The sequence below is a fragment of the Microbacterium sp. SORGH_AS_0888 genome, from assembly GCF_030818905.1.
In the GTDB taxonomy this organism is placed as follows: domain Bacteria; phylum Actinomycetota; class Actinomycetes; order Actinomycetales; family Microbacteriaceae; genus Microbacterium.
In genome coordinates this window covers 2,250,976-2,266,653 of the sequence record NZ_JAUTAZ010000001.1, presented here as the reverse complement: position 1 = coordinate 2,266,653, position 15,678 = coordinate 2,250,976, and the positions used below count along the sequence as shown (strand labels likewise).

The 15,678-nt window shown below is 70.4% G+C and carries 15 protein-coding genes and 1 pseudogene; 3 read left to right on the top strand and 13 right to left on the bottom strand.

Going from position 1 to position 15,678, the window contains the following annotated elements:
- Positions 1 to 124: 124 nt before the first annotated feature.
- Complete coding sequence (dnaB, locus tag QE381_RS10990) at positions 125 to 1,495, bottom strand: replicative DNA helicase (protein ID WP_307218126.1); 1,371 nt, start codon at positions 1,493 to 1,495, stop codon at positions 125 to 127.
- A gap of 683 nt (positions 1,496 to 2,178) precedes the next feature.
- Here dnaB and QE381_RS10985 point away from each other — a divergent pair.
- Positions 2,179 to 2,934 (top strand): hypothetical protein, encoded by a 756-nt coding sequence (locus QE381_RS10985; RefSeq protein ID WP_307218124.1) that lies wholly within the window; start codon positions 2,179 to 2,181, stop codon positions 2,932 to 2,934.
- Positions 2,935 to 3,014: 80 nt separating this feature from the next.
- Positions 3,015 to 4,526, top strand: coding sequence for a chaplin family protein (locus QE381_RS10980; protein WP_307218122.1), 1,512 nt, complete (start codon positions 3,015 to 3,017; stop codon positions 4,524 to 4,526).
- 82 nt (positions 4,527 to 4,608) lie between these two features.
- Here QE381_RS10980 and rplI read toward each other — a convergent pair whose 3' ends face one another.
- The 4 genes and pseudogenes from rplI to rpsF all read right to left on the bottom strand — a co-directional run bounded on the left by rplI (position 4,609) and on the right by rpsF (position 6,264).
- On the bottom strand, positions 4,609 to 5,061 hold the full coding sequence (rplI, locus tag QE381_RS10975) for a 50S ribosomal protein L9 (protein WP_307218121.1): 453 nt from the start codon (positions 5,059 to 5,061) through the stop codon (positions 4,609 to 4,611).
- Positions 5,062 to 5,072: 11 nt separating this feature from the next.
- Positions 5,073 to 5,327 carry a 30S ribosomal protein S18 gene (gene rpsR / locus QE381_RS10970; RefSeq protein WP_133541417.1) on the bottom strand — a complete coding sequence of 85 codons (255 nt, stop codon included), beginning with the start codon at positions 5,325 to 5,327 and terminating at the stop codon, positions 5,073 to 5,075.
- A gap of 66 nt (positions 5,328 to 5,393) precedes the next feature.
- Positions 5,394 to 5,901, bottom strand: a pseudogene (locus tag QE381_RS10965) (single-stranded DNA-binding protein).
- Positions 5,902 to 5,907: 6 nt separating this feature from the next.
- Positions 5,908 to 6,264: a 30S ribosomal protein S6 gene (rpsF, locus tag QE381_RS10960; protein ID WP_307220482.1), complete on the bottom strand. Its 357-nt coding sequence runs from the start codon at positions 6,262 to 6,264 to the stop codon at positions 5,908 to 5,910.
- A gap of 229 nt (positions 6,265 to 6,493) precedes the next feature.
- On the opposite strand from rpsF, the gene QE381_RS10955 reads away from it, so the two are divergent.
- Positions 6,494 to 7,594, top strand: coding sequence for a hypothetical protein (locus QE381_RS10955; RefSeq protein ID WP_307218118.1), 1,101 nt, complete (start codon positions 6,494 to 6,496; stop codon positions 7,592 to 7,594).
- 10 nt (positions 7,595 to 7,604) lie between these two features.
- Here QE381_RS10955 and QE381_RS10950 read toward each other — a convergent pair whose 3' ends face one another.
- The 8 genes from QE381_RS10950 to QE381_RS10915 form a co-directional block, all read right to left on the bottom strand.
- Positions 7,605 to 8,432 carry a DeoR/GlpR family DNA-binding transcription regulator gene (locus tag QE381_RS10950; RefSeq protein WP_307218116.1) on the bottom strand — a complete coding sequence of 276 codons (828 nt, stop codon included), beginning with the start codon at positions 8,430 to 8,432 and terminating at the stop codon, positions 7,605 to 7,607.
- A gap of 9 nt (positions 8,433 to 8,441) precedes the next feature.
- Positions 8,442 to 9,254, bottom strand: coding sequence for a triose-phosphate isomerase family protein (locus QE381_RS10945; RefSeq protein ID WP_307218114.1), 813 nt, complete (start codon positions 9,252 to 9,254; stop codon positions 8,442 to 8,444).
- A complete protein-coding gene (locus QE381_RS10940; protein ID WP_307218112.1) occupies positions 9,229 to 9,705 on the bottom strand; it encodes a ribose-5-phosphate isomerase in 477 nt (158 codons plus the stop codon). The genes QE381_RS10945 and QE381_RS10940 overlap by 26 nt, the downstream gene beginning before the upstream one ends.
- Positions 9,705 to 11,462 carry a dihydroxyacetone kinase family protein gene (locus tag QE381_RS10935; RefSeq protein ID WP_307218110.1) on the bottom strand — a complete coding sequence of 586 codons (1,758 nt, stop codon included), beginning with the start codon at positions 11,460 to 11,462 and terminating at the stop codon, positions 9,705 to 9,707. The genes QE381_RS10940 and QE381_RS10935 overlap by 1 nt, the downstream gene beginning before the upstream one ends.
- Positions 11,463 to 11,551: 89 nt before the next feature.
- Positions 11,552 to 12,535, bottom strand: a complete 984-nt coding sequence (locus QE381_RS10930; protein WP_307218108.1) for a D-ribose ABC transporter substrate-binding protein — start codon at positions 12,533 to 12,535, stop codon at positions 11,552 to 11,554.
- Positions 12,536 to 12,549: 14 nt separating this feature from the next.
- Positions 12,550 to 13,692 (bottom strand): ABC transporter permease, encoded by a 1,143-nt coding sequence (locus QE381_RS10925; RefSeq protein WP_307218107.1) that lies wholly within the window; start codon positions 13,690 to 13,692, stop codon positions 12,550 to 12,552.
- Positions 13,693 to 13,714: 22 nt separating this feature from the next.
- Positions 13,715 to 15,241: a sugar ABC transporter ATP-binding protein gene (locus QE381_RS10920; protein ID WP_307218105.1), complete on the bottom strand. Its 1,527-nt coding sequence runs from the start codon at positions 15,239 to 15,241 to the stop codon at positions 13,715 to 13,717.
- Complete coding sequence (locus QE381_RS10915) at positions 15,238 to 15,669, bottom strand: DUF2291 family protein (RefSeq protein ID WP_307218103.1); 432 nt, start codon at positions 15,667 to 15,669, stop codon at positions 15,238 to 15,240. The genes QE381_RS10920 and QE381_RS10915 overlap by 4 nt, the downstream gene beginning before the upstream one ends.
- Positions 15,670 to 15,678: the final 9 nt, after the last annotated feature.

The window sequence follows — 15,678 nt, the reverse complement described above, 5'->3', positions numbered from 1 at the left end:
GAACTTGTCAGCGTCGTCAGCGAGCGACCGATCTCAACCGCCGAAGTGTCCATTTGGACACCGCGTGGACATCTCACCTGCGAAATGGACATTTCAGAAGAATCCCTACAAAACCTACAACGACCTACTGCATCCCCGCGGCCATGTCGGTGAAGCGCGAGAAATGGCCCTGGAAGGCGACCGTCACGGTGTCGGTCGGGCCGTTACGGTGCTTGGCCACGATCAGGTCGGCCTCACCCGCTCGCGGGCTCTCCTTGTCGTAGGCGGACTCGCGGTGCAGCAGGATGACCATGTCCGCGTCCTGCTCGATCGAGCCGGACTCACGCAGGTCGCTGATCGCGGGTTTCTTGTCCTGCCGCTGCTCGGGACCACGGTTCAGCTGTGACAGCGCGATCACGGGGACCTGCAGCTCCTTCGCGAGCAGCTTCAGCGCACGCGAGAACTCACTGACCTCCTGCTGACGCGACTCGACACGCTTGCCGCTCGTCATGAGCTGGAGGTAGTCGATCACGACCATACGCAGCCCCACACGCTGCTTGAGGCGTCGGCACTTGGCCCGGATCTCGACGAGCGTCATGTTCGGGCTGTCGTCGATATAGAGGGGAGCGTCGTTGATGCGGCCGCGCGTCGCGGCGATCGTCGTCCAGTCGCGCTGGTCGAGCGTGCCCTTGCGCATCGCCTGAAGCGGGATCGCCGCCTCGGCGCTCATCAGGCGCATCGCGATCTCGCTGCGCCCCATCTCGAGCGAGAAGAAGATCGTCGGGAAGTTGTGCTTGATCGCCGACGCGCGCGCGAAGTCGAGCGCGAGCGTCGACTTTCCCATCGCGGGACGCGCCGCCACGACGATCATCTGACCGCCGTGCAGACCGTTCGTCAGCTGGTCGAGGCCCTCGAAGCCGGTCGGGATGCCGGTCATCTGACCGTCGCGCCCCCGCGCCGCCTCGATCTCCTCGACCGCGGCGTCGACCGCCACCGTCAGCGGCACGTAGTCCTCGGCCGTTTCGGCGCCCGTCACACCGTAGATCTCGGCCTGCGCGTTGTTGACGAGATCGACCGCCTCGCCCTGACCCGAGTAGCCCATCTGCACGATGCGCGTGCCGGCTTCCACGAGCCGCCGCAGCAGCGCCCGCTCCGACACGATGCTCGCGTAGTAGCCCGCGTTCGCCGCGGTGGGAACGATCGAGGTCAACGTGTGCAGGTAGTCGGCCCCGCCGGCTCGCTGGAGGTCACCCGTCTTGATGAGCTCGTCGGTGACCGCGATCACATCCGTCGGCTCACCGTGGGAGTAGAGGGTGAGGATGGCCTCGAAGATCACCTCGTGCTTCGGGATGTAGAAGTCCGTGCCGCGGATCGACTCGATGACGTCCGCCACCGCATCCTTGGACAGCAGCATGCCGCCCAGGGTCGACTGCTCGGCCAGCACATCGTGAGGAGGCGTGCGCTCGTGCTCTCGGGGTGCACCCAGACGGTCCTGCGAGATGTCCGCAATCGACACGATCCGATCGTCCTCCCTCTTCCCACGTCGCGCGGGCACATTGCCGGAACCTCACGGCACGCGGAAACACCGTCACCTCGCCGGCACGGCCGACGACATCATGGGATCACGAGCCCCGGACATCGCGTCGGACACCGTGTCCCTGCGAGGTTGCCCCCACGCTAGGCGCGACCCGTCCCTCGACAAAATGACCCTGTGGATAACTGTGTGGACAAATTGCGGAACACGCCGCCGAGCTTGTGCACAACTCCTGTGGAAAGTGGCGGCCATAGCCGCCTCCCAGACTTTTTTATGCGACTTGATCTGGGATTTAACCGATCACACCCTGTGGGAAGTGCTGTGGTTGAAGTAGGAGTTGAGACTTGACAACTGCCCACAGCTGGGTGTGCACAACTCGGTTGGATCACGACGTCAGCGATTTCACAAGCCCCTTCCCCTGCGGGACCCGCATTTTCTAGCCTGATGGTGCTGCCCAGAGCGCTCCCTGGCGTTCCGCCGAGATGGAGGTGAGACCGTGGACGAGGTGACGACACCCGCACCCCGGTACCTCCTGCGCCTTCTCCTCGTAGCGGCAGGCGTGGCCTTCGGGTGGCTGATCCTCGCGTTCCTGCTGGCGCCCGGTTGCGGCTCACGCCGACGACGACACGCCGCACGGCGGTGTCCTCGGACTCACCGACACGGTGGTGGGCGCCGTCACCCAAGTGGTCGCGCCCGTCGCTCCTCCCCTCACGGCGCCGCTGGCCGACACGGTCGATTCGACCGTCGACACGGTCACGGGCGTCGTCGCCGATGTCGCGACATCCTCGCCCGTGACGAGCGTCGTCGCTCCCGTCACCGACACCGTGCAGGATGTCGTGTCCACCGTGACCGAGAAGGTGCCGGTCGTCGGTCACGTCGTGGAGCAGCTGCCGGTGGAGGAGATCCTCGCCGGCACCGTCGACACGGTGACGGGGACGACTCAGGTCGTCGATGGCACGGTCCAGACGGTCGTGGCGGGCGCGCCCGCGCCGCCCGTCACGGAACCAGGCAGCGACACCGACCCCGTCTCGCCCGAGGCGGCGGAGACGTCCGAGCTCGACCTCGCCCCCGCGGGCAATGCGACGCTCCCTGCGTCCTCGGCGGTGCCCTCGGTCCCGGCGGGCGTCCCCCTCCGGCACACTGCGACGGCGCTTCCGCCGGCGGGTGCCGCGTTCCTCGTCTCGCCTCCGCAGCCGCTCGTCACGGACGAGCCCACGGGGGACGTGCCCGGGTCTCCTCCCGCAACACCCGGATCCGGCTCGAGCTCGAGCGCCGGCCAGAGCGGTGGCGCCGTCGGCGCGGCCGCGACCGTCGTGCCGAACTTCGCCGTTCCCCGTGAGGACTACGCCGTGCCGCGTCCGCAGGCGGACGACGACCTTCCTTCCAGTCCTGTCTTCGAGACGGACACCTCCCCCGACTGATCGGTGATGGGCCACGCCTTGCCGTGGCAGAGGATCACGCGCGCTCGCGCGCACATCACCTACTCATTCAGGGAGAAATCATGAAAACGTTCGTTTCGCGCGCCCTCTGGGGTGCGCTCATCGGGGGCGGCATCGTCGTCCTCGGTGCCACCGTGGCCAACGCGGCCGAGACCACCGGGGACGATGGGCTGCTCTCCGGCACCCAGGGCATCATCGGTATCCACGTCCCCGTGACCGTCGGCGGCAACGCCATCTCACTCGTGGGCGACAGTGCCACCGAGGATGCGTCCACGCTGGTCCCGGCGCCGGCAGAGGCCCCCGCCGCCAGCACAGGCGGAGACGACGGCGCCGGATCGGGCACACAGGCCCTCGTCACCGTGTCGATCCCCGTCACGGTCGCCGGGAACGGTGTATCGGTCGTCGGCGACAGCTCGTCCACCGATGCCGCCACCGCGCCGGAGGCGGCCCCCGCCGTTGAAGTCGGCTCACCTGCCACGAGCGGCGACGACGCGATCCTGGGCGGAACCCAGGCGATCGTCGACGCGACCGTCCCGGTGACCGTCGGAGGCAACGCCATCTCGGTGCTCGGCGACAGCACGTCCACCGACGCGTCGACCGCGACCGCTCCCGCCACGGGCTCCCCGAGCGCCGGCGCGAGCGCCGCGCCCTCGACCTCGGGTGAGGACGGGGTCCTCAGCGGAACCCAGGTGCTCGCACCCATCGCCGCGCCTGTCACCGTCGGCGGCAACGCCATCTCCGCCCTCGGCGACAGCACGAGCACGGACGCCACCACCGCCACCGGCACGACCGGCACGACCGGCAACGCCACCACCGCAGGAGACGACAGCATCCTCGGCGGCACCCAGGCGATCGTCCCGGTCACCGCGCCCGTCACCGTCGGCGGCAACGCCATCTCCGCCCTCGGCGACAGCACGAGCACGGACGCCACCACCGCCACCGGCACGACCGGCACGACCGGCAACGCCACCACCGCAGGAGACGACAGCATCCTCGGCGGCACCCAGGCGATCGTCCCGGTCACCGCGCCCGTCACCGTCGGCGGCAACGCCATCTCCGCCCTCGGCGACAGCACGAGCACGGACGCCACCACCGCCACCGGCACCCCGGGCTCCGGCGCCTCGCCGGCCGTCACCTCGGGCGATGACGGGATCCTCGGCGGCACACAGCTGGGCCTGCCTCTGTCGGCGCCGATCACGCTGGGCGGCAACGCCGTCTCGGTCATCGGCGACAGCACGACGACGAGCCCTACCACCGGCACGCCGACGACTCCCGGCACCCCGGGGAACCCCGGCACGCCCGGCAACCCGGGAAACCCGGGAGACCCCGGCACGCCCGGTAACCCCGGCACGCCCGGTAACCCCGGCACCCCGGCCGACCCGGGCACGTCGAACGTCCCGGCGAGCCTGGTGACCGGCGGGCTGGGCACGCCCGCCGCGCTCTCGGTCGGCGCCCTCGCTCAGACCGGTGGCACGGACGCGCTGCCGGGAGCGCTCTGGGCGTTCGCCCTTCTCGGCGCAGGACTCGCTCTGCTTCTCGTGACGCGGCGCGGCCGCACGTCGGCGAAGGGCTGACCCGCGCAGAAGGACGGATGGCGCGGAGCCGTGTTCGGCTCCGCGCCATCCGCGAAAACGTGCCCGGGTGTGGGCACGGGCATTACTTGGCCGCGACCACCTGCAGGGTGATCACCGCGGTGAGGTCGTCACGCAGGCGAACAGTCGCCTCGTGCTCGCCGACGGCCTTGATCGCAGACGGGATCTGGATCTTGCGCTTGTCGAGGTCGCCGAGGCCGGCGGCCTTGACCGCGTCGGCCACGTCGCCGGTCTTGACCGCGCCGAACAGACGCCCCTCGGCGCCGGCCTTGACGGTCAGCTTGACCTTGTTGGTCTCGAGGGCGTCCTTCAGCGCCACGGCCTCTTCGTGGTCGTGGATCGCGCGCGCCTGACGGGCCGCGCGGATCGACGCGACCTGCTTCTCGCCGCCCCGGGTCCATGCGACCGCGAAGCCCTGCGGGATGAGGTAGTTGCGGGCGTACCCGTTCTTGACCTCGACCACGTCACCGGCGCTTCCGAGCCCGGTGACCTCGTTCGTGAGAATCAGCTTTGCCATGTCGGTGCCCCTTACCGGCCCGCACCCGCGTAGGGCAGGAGCGCCATCTCGCGCGCGTTCTTGATCGCCTTCGCGATCAGACGCTGCTCCTGCACCGAGACGCCGGTGATGCGACGGGCGCGGATCTTGCCGCGCTCCGAGATGAACTTGCGAAGCGTGGCGACATCCTTGTAGTCGATGACGCCGACGCGGATCGCCTTCGCGGGAGCGGCGTTCTTCGCGCCCTTCCGCGGCTTGCGGCGATCGCCGCTCGACTTTCCAGCCATGGTGTGTCCTTCAGAGTTGTCAGACGGATGCGGCTGCCCGCCGCATCCGGGATGTTCGTTGTGAGATCAGAACGGGGTGTCGTCGCCGTAGGCGCCGGGAGCGCCCCACGCGTCGGCGCCGTTCGACGAACCGGGGGTCGCCCACGGCTCGTCAGCCGGTGCCTGCGACACCTGGCCGCCACCGCGGGACTGACCGCCCCCGCCGCCACCGGCGGCACGGGTGATCTGTGCCGTGGCGTAGCGCAGGCTCGGCCCGATCTCGTCGATCTCGAGCTCGATCGCGGTGCGGTTGGTTGCCCTCGCGGTCCTGGTAGGAGCGCTGCTTCAGACGCCCGGTCGCGATGACCCGGCTGCCCTTGGTCAGCGAGCCCGCCACGTGCTCGGCGAACTCGCGCCAGACCGACGCGCGGAGGAACAGCGCTTCGCCGTCCTTCCACTCACCGGAGGCACGGTCGAAGTTGCGCGGCGTCGATGCGATCGTGAAGTTCGCGACGGGGAGCCCGTTCTGCGTGTAACGCAGCTCGGGGTCCGCCGTGAGGTTGCCCACGACGGTGATGATCGTCTCGCCGGCCATGTCCCGTTACGCCTTCGCAGCCTTGGCGGGAGCGGCAGCCTTGCGGGCGGCCTTCTCCTCGGCGCGCTTGGCCTCGGCGGCCACCAGAGCGATGGCCTCCTCGGCGCGGAGCACCTTGGTCCGCATGATGATCTCGCTCAGCTTCAGCTGACGGTCGAGCTCCTGCGTGGCCTCGCTGGTCGCGGTGAAGTTGACGACGGCGTAGATGCCCTCGTTCTTCTTCTGGATCTCGTACGCGAGACGGCGCTTGCCCCACACGTCGACGTTGTCGATCGAGCCACCATCAGCGGTGATGACCTTCAGGAACTTGTCGAGGTTCGGGGCGACCTGACGCTCGTCGATCGCGGGGTCGATGATGACCATGAGCTCGTACTGGTGCGTGTGCGTCACTAACCCACCTCCTTCGGACTGAACGGCTGTCGGGCATTTCCCGGCAGCAGGAGGGTTGATGCACGTGTCTGCCCGGCAGCCGCGGGTGCGGCGCAGACAGACAACCACAACACTCTACCCGATCCCGCCTCCACGTGTGGCGCCCACTGGCGCCGAGGGAGAAGCGGGGCAAGGGAGCACGGCGGCGCCTACGCTGGCACACATGCACGCAGGCCGCGCTGACGCCGTCCGGCTCGACACCCGGGCCCTGTTGGAGCCCGCCGACCGCGAGACGATACGCGCCGGCGTGCGCCAGCTCGAACGCGACCGGCTGCTGCCTCCGGGCGTCGCCCGTTACGGCCGAGGGCTCGGATGCCTCGGGGTCGCCCTGTTCGCGATCCTCTGGGGGGTGCTGCTGCTGATCCTCGTCGGCGGTGCCGGGGGAATCATCGCGATCCTGATCGCGGCCGGGGCACCGGCGTACGTCCCTCTCATGATCGGCGGCTGGGCCGTCTTCCTGGTCGCCGTCATCGCCGTGTCCCGGCGACGGAGACAGACCGGGGAACGCTGGTGGCGGTTGGAACGATTCGCCCGCGCCAACGGCATGACCTGGCGCTACGAGGACCCGAGACCGCAACTGCCCGGCCTGCTCTTCGCCGTCGGCCGCAGCCACACCTCGACCGACCTGGTGGACCGACCGGGCACCCACCCCGCGACGTTCGCGAACCACAGCTACACGACCGGATCGACCCGTCATCCCCGAACGCACCGCTGGGGGTACGTCGCCGTCCGCCTCTCCGCCCCGCTCCCGCACATCGTCCTGGACGCCAAGGGCAACGACTCGCTGTTCTCCTCGACGCTGCCGGTGGCGCTCGCCCGCAGTCAGCGCGTCTCGCTCGAGGGTGACTTCGACCGTCACTTCACGCTCTACTGCCCGGCCGGCTACGAGGCGGACGCCCGCTACCTGTTTCCGCCCGACATCATGGCGCGTTTCATCGACCGGGTCGCGCTGCTGGATGTCGAGATCGTCGACGACTGGCTGCTGCTCTACAGCCGTCGCCCGCTCGTGACGCTCGACCCGGCCACGTGGGAGTGGCTCGTCTCCGTCGTCGACGCGCTCGAGGGAAAGATCGGCCAGTGGGACCGCTGGCGCGACGGACGCCTGCTCCCCGCCGACACCGCGCCCGAGCCGGTCCCGCCGCCCAAGGGCGTCGCCGCCGCCGGCACCCGGCTGCGGCGCGCGCGCCGCTGGGTCCCGGTCGCGGCCCTCGGTGCGATCCTCGCCGCGCTCACGATCGCGCAGCTGCTCATGCTCGCGGCCTGACGGGGCGCTGTCACCGGGCGGTCGAGCGGCGGGCGACGACCACGTTGACGCCCGCCTGACGCAGCCGCGTCACATGACGCTCGTCCGTCGCGGCGTCCACGACCACCGCGTCGAAGTCGGCGAGGGGCAGCATCGCGTGGAGGGCGCGCTTGTCGAACTTGGTGTGGTCGGCGAGCAGGATGCGCACCCGCGCGGCGTCGAACATCGCGCGCTTGACGTCGACCGTCTCCAGCGTCTGGTGGAACGCGATGTCGTCGGTGATGGCCGAGGTCGACATCACCAGCACGTCGGCGCGCAGCGACGCGATCGCCTCGGTCGTCATCCGCCCCATGTAGGCGCTGCACCAGTTGTAGTACTGCCCGCCGAGTCCGAGCAGCGTCACGCCGCTCGTGTCGCGCAGCTCGTTCATGATCGTGAGCGTGTTCGTGATCACCGTGAGCGGCTTCCGCGCCTGCAGGAGCGGCACCAGCTTCAGCACGGTGGTCGAGTCGTCGAGCATGACCGCCTGCCCGGTCTCGATGAACTCCAGCGCGGCGTGCGCGATCGCCTCCTTCTCGGCGAGCTGGCGACCGGAGCGGTAGACATCGCTCGACTCGACGAGCGCCGTCGACATCGCCGTCGCGACGCCGCGGCTCTTCCGCAGCAGACCGCGCGCCTCCAGCTCGTCGAGATCGCGGTGCACCGTCATCTGGCTGATCTGGAATCGGGTCGCGATCTCCTCGATCCGCATCGCCCCCGCCGCCATGACCGCCTCGCTGATCTCGCGCTGCCTGGCCGCCTGGCGCCCCTGGCGAGAGTCCGGCGACACGTCGGACAGGCCGTCCGGATGAAGCGACATCGTGCCTCCTCAGGCTTTTCGAAGCGCGTGGGCCTCATCCAGGATGCGGGCCAGTTCGGCGGGATCGTGGGCGAACCGGCCGAGGAACAGCCCGTCCACGGCGGATCCGAGGTCTCGCAGGGTCCCCCGCTGCGCGCTTCCTCCGTAGATTACCGACGACTCGTGCACGCGGGGGTCATCAGCGAGCACGCTCCGGAGCCGCGCGACGACGTCGGCGACGTGCTCCGCGGTCGCGGGGGTCGGCATCCCGATGGCCCACACGGGCTCGTACGCGACCACGAGACGCGGGCAGTCGAGCGTCCCGATGCCCGCGAGCACATCGGTCAGCTGACGCGCGCACTCGTCGGCGGCCGCGGCGGGAGAGCCGGGGGCCGCCTCGCCGATGCAGAGCACCGGCGTGAGCCCGTTGCGCACCGCCGCCGCGAACTTCCGGCGGGTGATCTCCTCCCCCTCGCCGAAGACGAGGCGCCGCTCGGCGTGGCCGACCTCCACGAGCTCGCAGCCGACCTCGCGCAGGTCCGCACCGCTGACCGCCCCGGTGAACGGGCCCCGGTCCTCCCAGTGGATGTCCTGCGCCCCCACCCGCACATCGGTCGCCGCGAGCGCGTCCCTGACCGCCGGAAGCGCAGGCAGGGAGGGCATCACGAACAGCCGCACCGCGCCGTCTCGGACCGCGGGATGCGACCGCACGACGGTCGCCACCCTCCTGGCCCACGTCGTCGTGGTCGGCACATCGAGATAGAGCTTCAGACTGACGCCGAGGACGATCGGCGCGCGGCCGCCGTCCTCGGCGCGGTCATGCGTCGTCGCCGGAGTGCTCATACTCGGAGAGCACCGCGACCTTCTCGGCCGAGGCCGACGTCGGATCGAACTCGTAGCCCAGCCACTCGTGCACCAGGCGGCGGGCGAGCTCCAGCCCGATCACGCGCTGGCCGAGCGTCAGCACCTGCGCGTCGTTGCTCAGCACGCTGCGCTCGACACTGAAGCTGTCGTGCGCGGTGACGGCCCGGATGCCGGGCACCTTGTTGGCGGCGATCGCGACGCCGAGCCCCGTGCCGCACACGAGGAGCGCACGATCGGCCTCGCCCGCACGGACCTTCTCGGCGGCGGTGATGGCGACACGGGGATAGGGCGTGTGCCCGTCGGCGTCGACGCCGACATCGATCACCTCGGCCACCCGGGGATCGGCTTCGAGATCCTCGCGGAGCTTCTCCTTGTAGAGGTATCCGGCATCGTCGCTTCCCACGACGACACGCCACTGGCGTTCGGTCATCACTCGTCCTCCGTACTCTGCGTGTGTCCCGCCGCCAGCACCTCGCCGACGGCGGTCATGGCCAGGGCGAACGAGATCGCCCCGGGATCGGGGGTCCCGATGCTCTTGGCGGCGTGCGGGCGGGCGCGCCCCAGCCTCGGCGTGAGGGCGGCGGTGTCGGCCGCCGCCGTGCTCGCCGCCGTGGCGGCGTGGCCCCAGGCGACCGCGAGTCGCTCGCCGGCCGCGGTCCGCTCCCGGAGCTCCGCCACGAAGGGCACGAGCGCGTCGACGAGCGTCTTGTCGCCCACCTCGGCCTTGCCGTAGTCCTGCACGACGTCGCGCGCGGCGACGAGGGCCTCGGCCGCGGTCGCGGCGTCGGGCGCCTCCACGTCACCCAGGCGTGCGCCGACCGCCTGCAGCCCCGCGCCCCACAGCGCGCCGGAGGTGCCCCCGGCACGGTGCGCCCACGCGGCACCCGCGCGGGCGAGGACGCTTCCGGCGCCCGCACCGGCGTCCACGGCCTCGGCGGCCACCTCCGCCGCGGCCCGCGCGCCCCGCTGCATCCCGATGCCGTGGTCGCCGTCGCCGGCGATCGCGTCCAGCCGGCCGAGCTCCGCTGCGGCGTCGTCGATGACCCGCCGGATGGCGGCGAGCGCAGCGGCGGCGATGCGCCCCGCAGCGACCGACTCGGCGGTGGCGGTGGCGGCATCCGTGGCCTCCCCGGACGGTGCCGAGGACGTCGGAGTCGGGCTCTCGAGGGCCGCAGGGTCGAGCACGCCCTTGCGGTAGGCGGGCGTGTACGCCGGGGAGGTCCATGCCCGCTCCAGCTCGTCGTCGAGCCAGAGGAGGGTGAGGGAGAGCCCGGCCATCTCGAAGCTCGTCGCGTACTCGCCCACATCGGGCTGCACGATCACGAGCCCGTGCTGCGTGAGGAGCCGCTGCACGGCGCCGTAGACGACGAAGAGCTCCTCCGACTTGACCGAGCCGAGCCCGTTGACGATCACGGCGACGCGCGCGCCGTCGGCGCTCGGGATGTCGTCGGGCCGCTCATCCAGCAGGGCGGTCACCAGCAGTTCGGCCAGCGCCGACGCGGGAAGCAGCGGACGCACGTCCAGTCCCGGCTCGCCGTGGATGCCCATCCCGACCCCCATCTGTCCGGCCGGCACGGTGAACAGCGGCTCGTCGGCGCCGGGGAGCGTGCAGCCCGTGAAGGCGATCCCCAGGGAGCGGGTGCGCTCGTTGGCGCGGGCGGCGACGTCTGCGACCCGGTCGAGCTCCCAGCCCTGCTCGGCCGCCCACGCCGCGGCGCGGAAGACCGCGAGGTCACCGGCGACCCCGCGGCGCTTGTCCCGCTGATCACGGGGCGCGCTGTAGATGTCGTCCGTGACGCGCACCGTGCGGGCGGGGATCCCGGCCTCGCGCAGCTGCGCCTCGGCGCGGTCGAAGTTCAGGACGTCGCCCGCGTAGTTGCCGTAGCCGAGCAGGACGCCGCCGCCCGCCTCCGCAGCGAGCGCCACGTCGTGCACCTGCTGCGCGCTGGGCGAGGCGAAGACGTTGCCCATCGCGGCGGCGTGCGCGAGTCCCGGGCCGACCAGGCCCGCGAAGGCGGGGTAGTGGCCGGAGCCGCCGCCGACCACGACCGCGACGTGTCCGCGCGGGGTGCCGGACGCTCGGACGACGCCGCCCGGCACCGGCCGCACCAGATCGGGGTATGCCGCGGCGAACCCCGCCGCGGACTCCTCGGCGAAATCGACGGGATCGTTCAGTACGTAGCTCATGCTGCCTCTGTGTGTCGGTGGTGGGGGCGGATGCCGGCGGCACCCGCCCCGTTCCGCACGCACGCACGCGTGCGGTCGATCGGCTCCGGTCAGCCGGAGTAGGTGAACGGACCCGTCATCTTGCCGACGTTGTCCTTCGTGATGAGGATGCAGTCGAACGCCTGCTTCTCGGTGTCGGGGGCCTTGCCGGTGCGGATGTACTCGTCCGCGAGCTCGACGGCCTTCTTCGAGAACTCGGCGACGGGCTGCAGCACCGTGTAGGCGAGCTCGCCGGAGGAGATCGCGTCGATCGCGTCCGGGGCTCCGTCGAAGCCGCCCACGACGACGCCGTTGAGCTTGCCGGCCTCCTTGAGCGCCGCGATCGCGCCCAGCGCCATCTCGTCATTGCCCGAGATCACACCGTTGAGCGACGGGTTGGCCTGCAGCAGCGACTGCATCTTGTCGTGACCCTTCGTGCGGTCCCAGTCGGCGACCTCCTGGCCCACCTTGACGAGATCGGGGTACTGGCTCAGCACCGTCGCATAGCCGTTCGAGCGGGTCTGCGCGTTGTTGTCAGAGGGTGCGCCCAGCAGCTCGACGTAGGTGCCCTTGCCGCCCATCTGCGACTCCCACTGCTGCGCGCCGAGGGCCGCGCCCTGGGCGTTGTTGGAGACGAGCTGGGCCTTCGCGATGCCCGACTGGTTGATCTCGGCGTTGACCAGGAACACCGGGATGCCCGCGGCATCCGCCTTCTTGACGGCGGCGATCGAGCCGTCCGCGTTGGCCGGGTCCAGGATGATGGCCACCGACTTGTTCGCGATCGCGGTGTCGATCAGGGTGTTCTCGGTGTTCGTGTCGCCCTTGTGCGCGCCCACCGTGGCCTGATAGCCGAGCTGCTTCGCCTCGGCCGCGGCGATGTCGCCCTCCGTCTTCCAGTAGGGGTTCGCGGGGTCGTTGACGATGATCGTGATGAGGCCGCCGGCCGCGCCGCCGCTGTTCGTCGCGCCTCCGGTGGTTCCGCCCGCGCATCCGCTCAGGCCCATGACGAGCGCGCCCGCAGCGGCGAGGGCGACGAGTGCTTTTCTACGCACCATGTGATTGTCCTTTCTCAGTGATCGGCAGCGCTGTTCGCGGCCGGGGTGCGGTCAGGGGCGGCGCCGGCACTGGCCACCGCGCCCTTTCCCGACGTCGGGGCGCCCGTGTTCGAGGCGGGCGCGGACGGGCGTCGGCGACGTCCGTACTGGAGCGTGTTGAGCAGCACGGCCACGACGATGACGGTGCCCATGAAGACCATCTGCCAGTAGGCCGAGACGCCCACGATCACCAGGCCGTCCGAGAGGAACCCGATCACGAACGCTCCGAGCAGGGTGCCCCGCACGTTGCCCCTCCCGCCCGTGAGCGCGGCGCCACCGATGACGACCGCGGCGATCGCCGTCAGCTCGTAGGTGTTTCCGGCGGTCGGGCTGGCGCTCGTGAGCGTCGAGGCGAGGATCAGTCCGGCGATCGCTGCGCAGACGCCGGAGATCACGTAGACCGAGATCTTCACACGACGCACGGGGACCCCGGACAGCTCCGCCGCGCGCTCGTTCCCGCCGGAGGCGTAGAGCCAGCGGCCGAACCGGGTGCGGCCGAGGACGTAGCCGAGCACGAGCGCGACCACCGCCATGATCAGGACGCCCACCGGGATCCCGAGGATGCGGTTGAACCCGAGCCAGTCGAAGCCCGTGTTGCCCAGCTCGGGCTTTCCGGCGAGGTCGTTGATCGTGAGGCCGTTCGTCATCAGCAGCGCGAGCCCGCGCACGGCGTAGAGCATGCCGAGCGTGGCGACGAAGGGCGCCACGTTGAACCGGGCGACGAGGATGCCGTTGACGAGCCCGACGAGCGCGCCGACCCCGCAGGAGAGGAGCACGACCACCGGAACGCTCGGGTAGAGGGTGACGCCGAGGAACTGGATGGGCACGCCCTGCAGCAGGTACCCCGCGATGATCGCCGAGAACCCCAGGGTCGAGCCGACGGACAGGTCGATGCCGCCGTTGAGGATGACCATCAGCATCCCCATGCCGAGGATCGCGTAGATCGCGACGTGCGACGCCATGATCAGGACGTTGTCGACCGTGAGGTAGTTCGGCGACAGCATCGCGAAGACGACGACGATGATGATGAGGGCGAGGAAGGCCCGCCCCTCGAGGAGCAGCTTGGCCACCGAGAACTTCTTGCGGTTCTCGACGATGAGAGTTGTTGTCGTGGTCATTTGGTGTGGTCCGTTCCGGGCGTCAGGCGGCCGCGGCCTCGCCGGAGGCGGCCATGATCATGTCTTTGGATGCATCCGGCCCGAACTCCGCCGAGATCCGGCCGCGGCGCATGACGACGATGCGGTGCGCGATGCTGAGGCATTCGCCCACCTCTGAGGTGGAGTAGATGACGGCGAGCCCCCGCCGCGCGCGGTCCGCGAGCAGCCGGAAGACCTCGGCCTTCGCGCCGACGTCGATCCCGCGACTGGGCTCGTCGAGCAGCATGACCCGCGGCTCGGTCGCGACGACCTTGCCGATGACGACCTTCTGCTGGTTGCCGCCGGAGAGCGAGCCGATGGGCATCTCCGGTCCCGAGGTCTTCACCGTGACGGCGGAGATGAGCTCCTGCGCGCGCTGCCTCTCGCGTCGGCGCGAGATGACCCCGCGCACGAGGCTCTGCCCGAGGCTCGCGAGGGTGAGGTTGGTCCCGACGTCGAAGGTCTGCACCAGCCCGTCGCGCTGGCGATCCTCGGGGACGAGACCCACTCCCGCGTCGATCCGCTGGGCGATCGAGCTCGAGCGCAGGGACGCCCCCTCGAGCAGGATGTCGCCGGCCGCGATCGGCTCGCGGCCCGCGATCGCCTCCAGCAGCTCGGTGCGCCCCGCGCCCATGAGCCCGTAGATGCAGACGATCTCGCCGGCGCGCACGTCCAGGGAGAGGCCGTTCACGATCGCACGCTCGGGGTTGTCGCGGTCGAGCACCGTGATCTCGCGCACGCTGATCGCGGTGTCGCCGAAGTCGTAGCCGCTGGGCGGTGAGCCCAGATCGAAGTTCTCACCGACCATGTGGCGCACGATCCACTCCAGATCGATCTCGGACCGGTCGCCGCGCGCGGTCATGGTGCCGTCACGGAGGACGACCGCATGGTCCGTGATCTCGAGCGCCTCCTCGAGATGGTGCGAGATGTAGACGATCGCGACGCCGCGCGAGAGCAGCTCCCGGATCAGACCGAACAGCACCTCCACCTCGCCCGCCGCCAGGGCGGAGGTCGGCTCGTCCATGATCAGGATGCGCGAGTTCACCGAGAGGGCACGGGCGATCTCGACGACCTGCTGCTGTCCGACGCGCAGGTCGGCGACGATCGTGCTCGGGTCGACGTTCAGCTGCATCTCGCGCAGCAGCGCCGCCGCCTGCCGGGACTCCTCGGCGTAGTCCACGCCGAGCGGACCGGGCAGCTCGCGGCCCATGAAGATGTTGTCGCGCACGGAGAGGTTGGGCGCCAGGCTGAGCTCCTGGTGGATGATCGAGACTCCGCGCTCGCGCGCCTCGTTCGTCGAGCCGAACACCACCGGCTCGCCGTCCAGGAGGATCTGGCCGGAGGTCGGCTGCTCCACCCCGGAGAGGATCTTCATCAGCGTGGACTTTCCCGCGCCGTTCTCGCCGAACAGCGTCGTGACGGTGCCGCGACGGATCTGGAAGTTGACGCCTTTGAGCGCTCGCGTGCCGCCGTAGGTCTTGACGATGTCTCGTGCTTCGAGCACGACGTCGTCGTGTGCCGAGGTGCTCATCGCACCTCCAGCGACACCGGGGTCACGAGCCAGGCCGTCGGGTTGACGAGCGTGAACGCGCCCGTCACCGTGACGGTCTTGCCCGTGAGCGCCGCCGTGTCGACGGAGGCGAGCACCGTGGACTTCACCTGATCGTTGAGGGCCGCGGCCGCGTTCTGGTAGTCGATCTGGTTCTTGAACTGACCGAAGGCGATGTCACCGGTCGCGTCACGGAGGTCGGTGCCGTTGATGGCAGGGCCGGTCTGCACCCGGATTCGCAGCGTCGAGGGAACGCCCTCCACCGCGACGTCGTAGATCCCGGCGTTGCCCGTGCCGACGACACCGGTGAAGGTCACGCTGTAGACGGGCCCGCCCGAGCTCGTGACGGCATAGGTCGAGGGCGGCGGCGGCCGGGTCGGCGGCGATGGCGGACGCGAGAGTCGCCGCATCCACCGCCC